Annotated in this window: 14 protein-coding genes; 5 read left to right on the plus strand and 9 right to left on the minus strand. The window is 69.5% G+C overall.

Annotation, left to right across the window (positions count from 1 at the left end; translation table 11 throughout):
• The first annotated feature begins 71 nt into the window (after positions 1 to 71).
• The gene (locus ACIHFD_RS33220) at positions 72 to 1514 is read left to right on the plus strand and encodes a PLP-dependent aminotransferase family protein (RefSeq protein WP_397370252.1); all 1443 of its coding nucleotides are present in this window, start codon (positions 72 to 74) and stop codon (positions 1512 to 1514) included.
• 9 nt (positions 1515 to 1523) lie between these two features.
• Here the strand turns inward: ACIHFD_RS33220 and ACIHFD_RS33225 are convergent, their stop codons facing one another.
• The 9 genes from ACIHFD_RS33225 to ACIHFD_RS33265 all read right to left on the minus strand — a co-directional run bounded on the left by ACIHFD_RS33225 (position 1524) and on the right by ACIHFD_RS33265 (position 8531).
• Positions 1524 to 2879, minus strand: coding sequence for an FAD-binding oxidoreductase (locus tag ACIHFD_RS33225; RefSeq protein WP_397370253.1), 1356 nt, complete (start codon positions 2877 to 2879; stop codon positions 1524 to 1526).
• A gap of 189 nt (positions 2880 to 3068) precedes the next feature.
• Entirely contained in the window at positions 3069 to 3656 is a 588-nt protein-coding gene (locus ACIHFD_RS33230; protein WP_397370254.1) for a dihydrofolate reductase family protein, read from the minus strand.
• Between the two features lie 4 nt (positions 3657 to 3660).
• Complete coding sequence (locus tag ACIHFD_RS33235; RefSeq protein ID WP_397370255.1) at positions 3661 to 4263, minus strand: dihydrofolate reductase family protein; 603 nt, start codon at positions 4261 to 4263, stop codon at positions 3661 to 3663.
• A gap of 42 nt (positions 4264 to 4305) precedes the next feature.
• Positions 4306 to 4863 (minus strand): YceI family protein, encoded by a 558-nt coding sequence (locus ACIHFD_RS33240; RefSeq protein ID WP_397370256.1) that lies wholly within the window; start codon positions 4861 to 4863, stop codon positions 4306 to 4308.
• Entirely contained in the window at positions 4847 to 5170 is a 324-nt protein-coding gene (locus ACIHFD_RS33245) for a hypothetical protein (protein ID WP_397370257.1), read from the minus strand. Before ACIHFD_RS33245 ends, ACIHFD_RS33240 begins: the two co-directional genes overlap by 17 nt.
• 576 nt (positions 5171 to 5746) lie before the next feature.
• On the minus strand, positions 5747 to 6445 hold the full coding sequence (locus ACIHFD_RS33250; RefSeq protein WP_397370258.1) for an NAD(P)-dependent oxidoreductase: 699 nt from the start codon (positions 6443 to 6445) through the stop codon (positions 5747 to 5749).
• Positions 6446 to 6576: 131 nt separating this feature from the next.
• Positions 6577 to 7452 (minus strand): sigma-70 family RNA polymerase sigma factor, encoded by an 876-nt coding sequence (locus ACIHFD_RS33255; protein ID WP_397370259.1) that lies wholly within the window; start codon positions 7450 to 7452, stop codon positions 6577 to 6579.
• Positions 7449 to 7841: a VOC family protein gene (locus tag ACIHFD_RS33260; RefSeq protein ID WP_397370260.1), complete on the minus strand. Its 393-nt coding sequence runs from the start codon at positions 7839 to 7841 to the stop codon at positions 7449 to 7451. Before ACIHFD_RS33260 ends, ACIHFD_RS33255 begins: the two co-directional genes overlap by 4 nt.
• Positions 7842 to 7943: 102 nt before the next feature.
• On the minus strand, positions 7944 to 8531 hold the full coding sequence (locus ACIHFD_RS33265) for a TetR family transcriptional regulator (protein ID WP_397370261.1): 588 nt from the start codon (positions 8529 to 8531) through the stop codon (positions 7944 to 7946).
• 98 nt (positions 8532 to 8629) lie between these two features.
• Between ACIHFD_RS33265 and ACIHFD_RS33270 the strand changes: the two genes are divergently transcribed.
• The 4 genes from ACIHFD_RS33270 (at position 8630) to ACIHFD_RS33285 (ending at position 12049) form a co-directional block, all read left to right on the plus strand.
• Positions 8630 to 9673, plus strand: a complete 1044-nt coding sequence (locus tag ACIHFD_RS33270; protein ID WP_397370262.1) for an NAD(P)-dependent alcohol dehydrogenase — start codon at positions 8630 to 8632, stop codon at positions 9671 to 9673.
• Positions 9674 to 9949: 276 nt separating this feature from the next.
• The gene (gene sigJ / locus ACIHFD_RS33275; RefSeq protein WP_397370263.1) at positions 9950 to 10870 is read left to right on the plus strand and encodes an RNA polymerase sigma factor SigJ; all 921 of its coding nucleotides are present in this window, start codon (positions 9950 to 9952) and stop codon (positions 10868 to 10870) included.
• A 112-nt stretch (positions 10871 to 10982) separates the two neighbouring features.
• Positions 10983 to 11591, plus strand: a complete 609-nt coding sequence (wrbA, locus tag ACIHFD_RS33280; RefSeq protein WP_397370264.1) for an NAD(P)H:quinone oxidoreductase — start codon at positions 10983 to 10985, stop codon at positions 11589 to 11591.
• Between the two features lie 29 nt (positions 11592 to 11620).
• Positions 11621 to 12049, plus strand: coding sequence for a YybH family protein (locus tag ACIHFD_RS33285; RefSeq protein ID WP_397370266.1), 429 nt, complete (start codon positions 11621 to 11623; stop codon positions 12047 to 12049).
• The last annotated feature ends 52 nt before the right edge of the window (positions 12050 to 12101 follow it).

Below are 12101 nucleotides of genomic sequence, written 5' to 3' on the forward strand. Positions count from 1 at the left end.
GAGGAAGCCGGCAGGTCACTCTGCTTGGCAGGAATTGGTACACGCCGGTAACGTCCGATCCCGTGGGGCAATTGAGGACCAATTCCGGGCTGGCCGAAGACCTGCTCATCGAACTGGACCGCGACGCCGGGGTACCACTGCACCGGCAGATCGAGGCGTCCATCCGCGCGAGCATCCGGGCCGGTCGGTTGCGAGCGGGTACGTCGCTGCCACCCACCCGCACTCTCGCGGCCGGGCTCGGGGTCTCCCGCGGGGTGGTCGTGGAGGCCTACCAGCAGCTCGTGGCCGAGGGCTACCTTGCCAGCCGATCGGGCGGTTACACCCAGGTCGCCGCGTCGATGCCGCCGGCCGCCGCCGACCCGGGCTCCGCGGCTTCGACGGCGCAGCCGGCCGCCCACAGCGTCGGCTTCAGCGTCGGCTTCAGGGTCGACTTCGGGTACGGGCGCACCGACGTGTCGCAGTTCCCGCGGGCCGCCTGGCTGCGCTCGGTTCGTACCGTGCTCACCACCACACCCAACGACCGGTTCGCCTACCTCGACGGGCGCGGCGTGCCGGAACTGCGGCAGGCCCTGTGCGACTATCTCAACCGGGTGCGCGGCACGCTGGCCGTCCCCGGCAACGTGGTCATCTGCAACGGCTACGGGCAGGGCATCTCGCTGCTGATCCAGGTGCTCGCACGGCGCGGCGCCAGGCGGATTGCCCTGGAGGACCCGTCGTCCGACGACGATGCCCGGGTGCTGGCCGGGGCCGCGGGCCTGGACGTGGTCGGCATCCCGGTGGGTCCGGACGGCGTTCAGGTCGACGCCCTCGACCTGGCCGACGCCGACGCGCTGGTCCTCACGCCGTCGCATCAGTGGCCAACCGGCGGGGTGCTGTCGGCGGCGGCGAGGGCCGAGGTGATCCGCTGGGCGAGGCGCCGCGGCGCGATCGTGGTCGAGGACGACTACGACGCGGAGTACCGCTACGACCGGTCTCCGGTGGGCGCCATGCAGGGCCTGGCGCCCGATCATGTCGTCTACTGCGGCACGGCCAGCAAGACACTCGCGCCGGGGTTGCGGCTCGGCTGGATGGTAGTGCCTCCCCAACTGGTCGACGACGTCGCCGCGGCAAAGCTGCTCGCCGACCGCGGTTCGTCGGTCATCGACCAGCTGACGTTCGCCGACTTTCTCGGCCGCGGCGAGTTCGACCGTCACCTGCGCCGGATGCGTCCGGTGTACCGGCGCCGCCGCGACGCGCTGCTGGACGCGCTGCGTACCCATCTGCCGGATCTGCGACTGGCCGGGATCGCCGCCGGGCAGCACGTGGTCGCCTGGCTCCCGCCCGACCTCGACGAGGCGGCGGTGGTGGCGGCAGCCGCCCGGCACGGGCTCGGCATCCAGGGCGTCGGGCCGTTCCGGATCGCCGGCGCCGGGCCCGGTGGCCTGATCTTCGGCTACGCCATCCTCAGCGAGAGTGCCATCGCCGAGGGGGTCGCGCTGCTGGCGACGGCCATCCGGGAGGTACGGGGATCCTGACGCGGCCCGTCACAGTGCCGGACGGATGTTCTGGTTCAGGTGGAACACGTTCGCCGGGTCGTACGCGGTCTTCACCGCGGTCAGCCGGGCCAGCTTTGCGGCCGAGTACGCCCGCCGCACGCCGCGCTGCCCATCGGCCAGTTCGTCGGCCGTCAACGAGTTGACGTAGATCCCGCTGGCGTACGGCTCGAGCGAGGCACCGGCGGCGCGGGCGGCACCCATCCTGGCGTCGTCCTCAACCGGGTCGGTCCAGCGGGAGCCGGCACCGAACTCGAACATCGTGCCGCGGTGGCTGAACGCCGCGTCTGCTTCCGGGACATCGGCGATCGCGCCGCCGTGCGCCTGCAGGCCGACGCCCGGCAGGTCCAGGCTCGCGCTCAGGTCGGAGCCGCCGCGCAGCAAAAACGCCTCGATCGCCGCGGTGGGAAAGCTCCGCAGGTAGTGCCCCTTGGAATAGCGTCGGTATGCGTGGCCGCCGGTGGAGTCCTCGCGTTGCTGAAGTTCGAGGTACGACGGTGTGGTGACGCGGGAGGCAACGGGACGCCCGAGCGCCCGCATCGCGGGGAGCAGCCGTCGGCCCTCGGCCGGGTCGCCGACCCACACGAACCCCAGCGTGGCGATCGGACCAGAGGGAGCGCTGCTGACACTGGCGGTGAACGTCGCCTGCCGGGGCGCGACGGCGTTCAGGTCGCGCCAGCCCTCGATGACCGGGACGGCGTCCTCGGCGCGGAAGTCGAACTCGGCGACCAGCGTCCGCGTACCGGTGTGATGCAACTGGAACTCGAACTCGGTGACGATGCCGAAGTTGCCACCACCGCCGCGCAGGCCCCAGAACAGGTCGGGGTTCTCGGTACGGCTGGCGGTCACCACGTCGCCCTCGGCGGTGACCATCGTGTAGGAGACGACGTTGTCGCAGGCCAGGCCGTACTGGCGGGCCAGCCAGCCCATGCCGCCGCCGAGCGTGAGCCCGCCGACGCCGGTGTGTGAGACGTTGCCGGCGGTGGTGGCCAGGCCGTACACCTGGGACGCCCGGTCCAGCGCGCCGAGCAGCGCGCCGCCCTGCACCCGGGCCCGGCGACGGGCCGGGTCGACCCGCACGCCGCCCATGGGCGTCAGGTCGATCATGAGACCACCGTCAGGCACGGCGAAGCCGGCGGCGTTGTGGCCACCGCAGCGCACGCCGATCTCGAGGTCCAGTTCGCGGGCCATCCGCACGGCGGCGACCACGTCGGCGACGCCCGCCGCGCGGACGATCATGCGTGGACGCCGGTCGATCATGGCGTTCCAGACGGTACGGGCGGTGTCGTAGCCGGCGTCGCCAGGCGTGAGCACCTGGCCGTCGAAGCGAGCTGCTGTCGTCGTCATGCCACTCAGCCTGGCAGGAATCGGTACACTCGATAAGGTCCGATCCTGTAGCCCAATTGAGGTCCAATTCAAAGGTGCGCCCGCAATTCGAGGCGGCGCTCACGCCGGCTCGGCAGGTCAAGGCGCACGCCCCGCACTGGAGATGCCCGGCGTCGGCGGCCGCGCTCTGGTCGGAAGGGACTTCGCGGGTCACCGGCGGCGGATGCGGTAGCGCAGGTGCGTGACGTGCTGTGTCAGTTCCTCGACCTGCGGCGTGGTCAACCGGCGGACCGGGTCGAGTTCGATGTGCTCGGCCGACAGGTCGTCGAACAGCCGGCGTCCCTGCCCGAGCAGGACCGGTACGACGTGTAGTTCGAGCTCGTCGAGCTGCCCTGCCCACAGCAGCGCCTGCGCCGCCCCGGCACCGTGCACCAACACGTCGCCGTCCCCGGCCGCCGCGCGGGCCTGTGCGGCGCACTCGCGGACGTCGGTGACGTAGCGGACGCTGCCCGGCGGCGGGTCGTCCGGGACGTCGTGGGTCAGGACGAAGACGGGGACGCCGTCGTGATGGTCGCCCTGCCAGCGGTCGGCGTGCTCGTAGGTGCGGCGGCCGGCGATGACGGCGCGAGTGGCAAGCGCCTCGGCGTACACCTGTCCGCTGGGTCCCGGGGCGTTGCGCCGGTCGAGCCAGTTGAAGAGCCGGAACCCGCCGATTCCCATCGGGGTGTCCGGGCTGTCCTGCGGCCCGGTGACGTAACCGTCCAGGGACATGGTCATGTACAGCCGGATGAGCGCCATCGCCTCAGCCCTCCGTCCTCACGCGGTAGCGCAGGTGCGCCACGCCCGGCCCGTCCGCGGCACGGAGCAGTTCGAGCTCGATGTGGTCGGGCGGCATGTCCTCGAAGAGCGGTTCACCCTGTCCGATCAGGACCGGGATCAGGTGAATCTGCAGCTCGTCGAGGACGCCGGCGGCAAGTGCCAATTGAGCGGTACGGGCTCCGTGGACCAGTACGTCCTTGTCGCCGGCCACGTCCTTGGCCATGTTCATCGCGGCCGTCACGTCGCTCACATAGGTGACCCCGGGCCATTGCAGCTCGGGATCGGGCTGATGGCGGCTCAGGACGAAGATCGGCACGCCGTCGTGGTGGTCGCCGCCCCAGCCGCCGGCGAGCTCGAACGTCCGCCGGCCGACGACGACCGCCCCGGTGGCCATGACCTCGTCCATGACCTCACGGTTCGCGCCCGCCAGGTGGTCGAGGTCTCTCCTGTGATCGGCGTCGGCATCCGGCAGAAACCACTCATGCAGCCGATGCCCTTTGTCACCGAGCCCGTTGCCCGGCGCCGCGTTCGGCCCGGCGATGAACCCGTCCACCGACATCGACATGTACAGCACGGTCTTGCTCACGTTTCCGGTCCTTTCAGTACGTCCAACGGGGTGCCACGAGAGTCATCGCGGGTCCGATTCGGTGGTCGTGAACTCGATCTCGATGGCGATCTCGATGGTGTCGGCGACCACGACGTTACCGGCGCCGAAGCCGAGCTGGAGGTCGACGCCGAACGCGGCACGGCTGATGGTGGTGGTCGCCGAGAACCCGGTCCGCTCCGCGCCGGACGGGTCGTCGACGACACCGAGGAACTCGGCCTCCATCTCGACGGTCCTGGTGACACCGTGCAGGGTCAACTCGCCCACCAGGATGAAGGTCGCGCCGTCGAAGCCGCGGACCTCGGTCGAGGTGAACTCGATCTGCGGGTACTTCTCCACGTCCAGGAAATCGGCCGACCGGATGTGCTGGTCGCGCTGTTCGTTGCCGGTGTGCACCGAGGCGGGGTCGATGAGGGCGGTCACCCGGCCGCCGCCCTCGCCGATGCTCAGCGCCGCCGAGTCGAGCGCGAACGTCCCCCTGACCTTGCCGACGCCCATGTGGCGGACCTTGAACGAGATGTCGGAATGAACGGGATCGCCGACCCAGGCGCCGGCGGCGAGGGTACTATCGATGGTGATCATGGCGTTGGGCTCCCTTTGCGCGGCCCGGCCTGCCCGGGCGAATACTGATATGCGCCCGGCATGCGAGATCGTCCAGCCGGGTTGAATCCCAGATTTCTGGGATGATGCCGCCGATCGTCATAAGATCGCGATCGTGGTCAGCGCGATGGCGGCGCATGCGCGCGTCCGCGAAGAAATCGTCGGGCCGGCTCACCGAGGGTTGTCCGTGCCGGAGTTCCCGCATCGCCGTTGCGACGTCGGGCACGTAGTGAACCCGGCCGCTCTGCGGCGTCAGCGGGATGCCACGCGCGGGTACGAAGATCGGCATCACCGTGCCGGTGGCCGGCGTGGTCGAACGTCTTGCGACCCACAACGACCGCACCCGTCGCCATCGGCTCGCCGAACACCTGCCCGCTGAGCCCCGGCCGGTCGAAGTAGGGCGGGTCGGAGGCGGGCTCGCCGAACCACTCGTGCAGCCGGATGCCGCCGGTCCCGAGCCCGTTGCCCCGGGCCGGCAATGAACCCGTCGAGCGACATCGACCTGTACAACACGGACTTCGTCATACGGTTTCCTTCCTTGCCGGCGCAGGGGAAGCGCCCGCCGGCGGCCTCGCACGCCTGTACCGCGGGATCTTGATGTCTCCGATGAAGTCCACCTTGTCGCCGTGGCAGCCCCGGTGCACAGATACAGATGTCACCGCGTAGGCGATGAGTTCTGCTGGTGAACACGACCGCAATCCGCAGCATGACCACGGCCTTCGCCCCCTCTTCTCCGCCGGGGCCGGCACCGGCCGGGGTGGTGCACGCGGTCTTCTACCACTTCGCCCGCCGTCGACGGGCTGCGCGGCCGCGGCTTCGTGGACGTCGCGCAGTACTCGCGAGGGGTCGGTGGTGTACCCGACCATCAAGCGCTGCCGATGCGGAGCGCTTCCTTCAGGAACACGCGGTAGACGCTCGGCGTGCCCTCGGTGGTGATGACCTCGACGACGGAGCGGAGGTTGCGATCCTCGACGGCCTCGCGGATGAGCGCGTCGGCCAGGTCGCGGCGTGACGTGAACCGGCCGACCATCTGCGGCGGGCCGACGGTGTAGCCGGTGACCGCGTCGCCGTCGAACAGGCCGGAGGGGCGGAGGACGGTCCAGTCGAGGTCGGTCCGGGCCACGAGCTCTTCCATGCGGGCGGCGTCCTCGTACAGGGGGCGGCCCATTCTGAGGAGCATGGGCACGATCACCTTGCGGTAGACGAGGGTCTCGCCGGGCGGGGGTTTCATCGGCACTCCGGTCGAGGTCACGCAGACCAGGCGCCGGACGCCGTGCGCGGCCATGGCCGCGACGATGTTCGCGGCGGACCGGGAGAACGGGGTGGGCACCTCGGAGCCGTAGGGGACGCCGAGCGTCGAGATCACCGCCTCGTGCCCGGCCACCACCCGGTCCACCGCCTCGGGGTCCAAGGCGTCCGCCTTCGCCACGTCCAGCGCGGGATCGCCGAAGGGGAACGCCTCCGGATGCCGGGTGACGGCGGTGACGGTGTGGCCCTCGGCCAGTGCCTGGGCGGTGGCGAGCCGCCCTGTCGGGCCGTTGGCCCCGAAGATCACGAGCTTCACGTGCTTCCCTCCCGTGGCTTGCGCCGCGACGTCGGCGTTTTACGCATCCTATATTCATTATAAGTAGCGTAAAAACGCGCCCGGGCTCGGCCCGGGTCGCACATGCACGGGCCGAGCCTGACGGCACCGGCTCAGGCCGGGGCGGGCAGCTGGATCGAGGCGAGTTTGGCCGGATCGACGACGATGTGGATGCCGGTGATCCGGCCTTCGGCGACGGTGAAGGCGATGACGGAGAGAGGGGTTCCGTCGGGGCGCCAGGACATGTGGCCGGGGACACCGTTGACCAGCACGGGTCGGTGGCGGGCGGCCTTGCCGGAGAACATGCGGGCGCCGGCGGCGACCTCGGTGGCGCCGAGGGTGACCACCACGCCGCCGGGGGTGTCGACGGTCAGCTTCACGTTCGGATCGAGGACCCGCAGGAGCGCTTCGAAGTCGCCGCCGAGGGCGGCTGCGCGGAATGCGTGGACGACCTCTCGATGCTCGCGGCCGGGGCCCGCCGGCCGGTCCGTGGCTTGGACCTTGCGGCGGGCGCGGCTGGCGAGCATCTTGGTGGCGTCGGCGGATTTGCCCAGGATCTGGCCGATTTCGTGAAACGGGACCGCGAACATGTCGTGCAGGACGAACGCCAGGCGCTCGCTCGGGGTGAGCGAGTCGAGCACGACGAGCAGGGCGAGGCCGACCGAATCGGCCAGCGCCGCCTGCTCGTCCGGCGCGGGGTCGTCGTGAGGCGTCACCACGAGGTCCGCATGCTCGTGCCCGTAGGCGGTTTCGGGGTGGGCCTGGCGGGATCTCAGGAGGTCCAGGCTGATGCGGCCGACCACGGTGGTCAGCCAGCCCGCCAGGTTGCCGATGGTCGCCTCGTCCTGGCGGACGAGACGCATCCAGGCTTCCTGGACCACGTCCTCGGCGTCGGCGTGCGAGCCCAGCACGCGGTACGCGACGGCGCGCAGCCGATCGCGCTGGGCTTCGAACGCCTCGGTCACGAGGCCGGACGGGTGAGCGGTCACGGCTTTCGCTGCTGACGGAGCGAGACCCGGTTGCCGTCCGGGTCCACCGCCTCGATGCGGACCCCGAACGGATAGTCCACGGGTTCGGACTCTTCGAAAGTGACGCCGCGCCGGCGCAGGATCTCGAAATCCTTCCGCAGATCATCGGATTCGAGGATCAGCGGACCGGGCGCGCCATCCGGGCCCACGTCGCCCGGCCGGCCCGCGGCCGCCGCGTGCGACCAGAGAAGAATCTGCACCGGGCTGTCGGGAACGCCCACGGTGAGGAAACGTCCGTCGGGCCCCCGGAAGTCGATCCGCTTTTCCAGGCCGAGTCCCTCGGTGTAGAACTCCAGCGCGCGGTCCTGATCGGTGACGTAGACCGTCACGTACATGATGTTGTTCAGCATCCTGTTCTCACTTCACTCGTTGGTGCGACGACCGTTCGTATTCGGTCGTCGCACCTATGACGAGTGCCGATGGGAGAAGGTAACAGGACCGCTCCGGGAGCCTCAATCGGCCGCGACTGCGTGCCGGACGCATTCGCGGAGCAGGGTGCGGCGCTGTTCGTGGACGTCGGAGGGCTCCTCGGCGGTCGCCGCATAGACGTTGCTGACCGGCGACCAGGCCATGGACATGGCGATGACCATGGCCATCACGTCGAACGGGTCTCCCTGGCGCACTCGCCCGGCGGCTTGGGCCTCGGCGATGGCACTCAGCTTGCGATCGTCGAGCCGGTCGTGCTCCTCCACGAGGTGGCCGGCCGGCCGGCGTTCCAGGCGCGCCCAGGTGGCCAACCGGATGAGGTCGGGACGGCGGAGGTACTCGTCGTAGAGGCGTACGGCCCAGTCCGCGAGGTCGGCGGCGTCGATCGGGACGACATTCACGATCCGCTCCAGCGAGGCGAAGAAGATCGCGTCGAAGAGCTTGTCCTTGTTGCCGAAGTAGGCGTAGAGCTGGGCCTTGTTGGTGTTCGCAGCGGACACGATCCGCTCGATCCGCGCCCCGGCGATGCCGTACTGGGCGAACTCCCGGGTCGCCGCATCAAGAATGCGCTGGTAGGTCGCGGCTCCGCGCGAGGTCAGGGGCTGGTCCGCCATGCTGATGACCTTACCAAACAGAACAGTTGGTTTGCCGAGCGCGCGACGCCATGCCTACACTCCAATAAACCGAACAGTCTGTTTTAAGGAGAACTGCAGTGCGGACCACGACCGGATGGCAGGCGGACGGCGCGACGGCGAGTCTGCGGCGCACACCGTTGCGGCGTCGCGACCTGCGCCCCGACGACCTCGCGGTCCAGATCGACTACTGCGGCGTCTGCCACAGCGACCTGCATGCGCTCCGCGACCACGACGACGAAGCCGGGCAACCCTTGGTTCCGGGGCACGAGTTCACCGGCGTGGTGACCGAGACGGGGCCCGCGGTCACCCGCTTCTCCGCCGGCGACCGGGTCGCCGTCGGCAACATCATCGATTCCTGCGGCGAGTGCGCCATGTGCCGGGCCGGCCAGGAGAACTTCTGTCACGCCTTCCCGACCCTGACCTACGGCGGCAGCGACCGGCAGGACGGATCGACCACCCTGGGCGGGTACTCCCGCGAGTACGTCGTCCGCGACCGGTTCGTCTACCCGCTGCCCCCTGGCCTGGACCTGGCCGGCGCCGCCCCGCTGCTCTGCGCCGGCATCACCGTCTGGGAGCCCCTGCACACTCTGGGAGTGGGGCCCGGCAGCCGCGTCGCCGTGGCAGGCCTGGGCGGCCTGGGGCATCTCGCGATCAAGATGGCCGTGGCCCTCGGCGCCACGACGTCGGTCATCAGCCGCTCCCCCGACAAGGCCGACGACGCGCGCCGGTTCGGCGCCCACGGGTTCATCGTGTCCACGGATCCGGAACAGATGGCCGAGGCCCGAGACACGTTCGGCGTCGTCATCGACACCATCTCCACCCCGCACGACCTCGGCCCGTATCTGCGGCTGGTCGCCATGGACGGCACCCTCAGCCACCTTGGACATCTCGGACCGCTCACCGTGGAGGCCATGGACCTGCTCGTGGGGCGCAAGAAACTCAGCTCCGCGGGCAGCGGCGGCCGTCCTGCGACCGCCGCCATGCTGGACTTCTGCGCCGACAAGGGCATCACCGCCGAGATCGAACTGCTCCCCTCTACGCGGGTGAACGAGGTCCTCGACCGCCTCCGCCGCAACGACGTCCGCTACCGTTTCGTACTCGACATGTCCGACCTGGATTAAGGACAGCTACGCGCTCACGGGAACGGCTGGAGGCCATCGCCCGGCGACACTGGGACGTCTGCCGGCGACACCCCTGGACGACCTCGCCCGTGATCTCCTCACCCACCGAGCCTCGGTTGATCCCGAGCGCGATGGTCCCCCTGGGGCTGGATCATGTAGCACCGCTGAGAGCCGTGATCACCACCGCGCCGTGGAATGTCAGGCGAGACCTCACATTCCACGGCGCTGTCTCGTCGTAGTGGTGAGAGCGATTGCGACAAGGAAAGACGACATATCATGACCACCCGATCAGAGCCAGGAGACAACCGGCGCGATCCGAGCCTGAGCGCGATCATGAGCGAGCGGCGTCGGCTGATCAATCTCGCCTACCGGCTGCTCGGCTCGCTGGCCGACGCCGAGGACGTCGTGCAAGAGACCTACACCCGCTGGTACGCCATGACCCCGCGGCAGCAGGAGGCCATCGAGAGCCCCGGCGCCTGGCTGACCAAGGTCGCCGGCCGCATCTGCCTGGACCTGCTCGGCTCGGCCCGGGTCCGCCGCGAGAGCTACGTGGGCGAATGGGTTCCCGAGCCGCTGCCCGACCGTACGGAGTGGACCGGCGCGCGGCCGGGCGACCCCGCCGACCGGATCACCCTCGACGAGTCGGTCACCATGGCGTTCCTCGTGGTGCTCGAAGCGATGACCCCGGCCGAGCGCGTCGCGTTCGTCCTGCACGACATCTTCCGCTACTCCTTCGCCGAAGTGGCCGAGGTCGTCGGCCGTACCCCGGCGGCCTGCCGCCAGCTCGCGTCCTCCGCGCGCCGCCGCATCCGCGAGTCACAGACGCCCGTGACGTCGGAGGCCCGGCAGGCCGACGTCGTCAGGGACTTCAAGCAGGCATGGGAGGCCAAGGACATCAGAGCCCTCGTCGACCTCCTCGACCCCGACGCCACGGCGATCGCCGACGGCGGCGGCCTGGTCACCGCCATGCTGGAGCCGGTCGAGGGCGCCGAGCGGATCGCGCGCTACCTGGTCGAGGTCGCCGGCCTGGCACCCGACCTCGTGTTCCTGGAGCGTACGGTCAACGGTCAGCCCGGCCTGGCGGCCCAGCAGGACGGGGAGACCGTGGTGGTCATGGCGTTCGACGTCGCAGGCGAGCGGATCAAGCACCTGTGGGCCGTACGCAACCCCAACAAGCTCCGGCCCTGGACGGCCTGACGCGCGCGGCGATGAACCCGCACGCGAAGCGCTCGGCAAAGACGTCCGCCTGACATTTCGCACGGCTCTGTCGTCAAACTCCTGAGACGAACATTGCGAAAGGAAACTGACCATGGAACCCGTCAACCTCGCGATCATTTACTACAGTGCCACCGGCACCGTGCATGCCTTGGCGCGAGCCGCCGCCGAAGGCGCGGAAAAGGCCGGTGCCAATGTGCGACTGCGCAAGGTTGCCGAAACGGCTCCGCCGGAGGCGATCAGCGCCAATCCGGCCTGGGGCCAGCACATTCAGGACACCGCCGACGTCGTCCAGGCCGGCCTCGACGACCTGGACTGGGCCGACGCGGTGCTGTTCGGTACCCCCACCCGCTTCGGCAACCCGGCCAGCCAGCTCAGGGCGTTCATCGACACCACCGGGCCCCTGTGGTTCCAGGGCCTGCTCGCCAACAAGGTGTACTCGGCTTTCACCGCCTCCAACACCGCCCATGGCGGGCAGGAATCCACCATCCTGGCGCTGGGGAACACGTTCTACCACTGGGGCGGCATCATCGTGCCTCCCGGCTACACCGACCCCATCCAGTTCCAGTCAGGCAACCCGTACGGCACCTCCCACGTGGCCGGCGACGGCGCACCCGGCGACGTGCCCTTGGACGCGGCCCGCTATCAGGCCCGCCGAATCGTCGACACCGCCGCCTCACTCAAGGCCGGCCGCGCCGCCTGACACCACACATTCCTTGAACGGAGGATGCAATGACTACGAACGATGCCGAATTTCTGGCCTTCCTGGAAGGTCGAGTCGATGCCTGCCAGGCAAAGGACATTGACCGGCTCATGTCCCACTATTCTCCCGACATCGTTTATTACGATGTCGTTCCCCCGCTCCAGTTCGCGGGGTCCGACGAAGTCAGCCGCAATTTCGTGCGGTGGTTCGACGAATATGACGGCCCCATCGGCCTGGAAACGCACGAACTCAACATCGCCATCAGCGGAGACGTCGCGTTCGCGCACATGCTCCACCTGGACAGCGGAACCCTGAAGGACGGGTCTGATCGCGTGATGTGGGTACGATCGACGGTCTGCTGCCGCCGGACCAGCGGCAAGTGGCTGATCACGCACGAACACATCTCGATGCCGTTCGACCCGGAGACCCTTCAACCCTGGGTCCCACCGGCGGTGTGAGCCGGCCGCTTGACGACAGCGACACCTTTGGCGCGCCCGCCCGGCATTCGTG

The sequence above is a fragment of the Nonomuraea sp. NPDC051941 genome (assembly GCF_044593615.1).

What these genes read in the sequence shown, in the direction of transcription:
- ACIHFD_RS33265 (WP_397370261.1), bottom strand. Translation starts at nt 8,531, where the DNA reads ATGGCGGACCAGCCCCTGACCTCGCGCGGAGCCGCGACCTACCAGCGC.
- ACIHFD_RS33240 (WP_397370256.1), bottom strand. Translation starts at nt 4,863, where the DNA reads ATGATCACCATCGATAGTACCCTCGCCGCCGGCGCCTGGGTCGGCGAT.
- wrbA (WP_397370264.1), top strand. Translation starts at nt 10,983, where the DNA reads ATGGAACCCGTCAACCTCGCGATCATTTACTACAGTGCCACCGGCACC.
- sigJ (WP_397370263.1), top strand. Translation starts at nt 9,950, where the DNA reads ATGACCACCCGATCAGAGCCAGGAGACAACCGGCGCGATCCGAGCCTG.
- ACIHFD_RS33230 (WP_397370254.1), bottom strand. Translation starts at nt 3,656, where the DNA reads ATGGCGCTCATCCGGCTGTACATGACCATGTCCCTGGACGGTTACGTC.
- ACIHFD_RS33225 (WP_397370253.1), bottom strand. Translation starts at nt 2,879, where the DNA reads ATGACGACGACAGCAGCTCGCTTCGACGGCCAGGTGCTCACGCCTGGC.
- ACIHFD_RS33245 (WP_397370257.1), bottom strand. Translation starts at nt 5,170, where the DNA reads ATGCCGATCTTCGTACCCGCGCGTGGCATCCCGCTGACGCCGCAGAGC.
- ACIHFD_RS33285 (WP_397370266.1), top strand. Translation starts at nt 11,621, where the DNA reads ATGACTACGAACGATGCCGAATTTCTGGCCTTCCTGGAAGGTCGAGTC.
- ACIHFD_RS33260 (WP_397370260.1), bottom strand. Translation starts at nt 7,841, where the DNA reads ATGCTGAACAACATCATGTACGTGACGGTCTACGTCACCGATCAGGAC.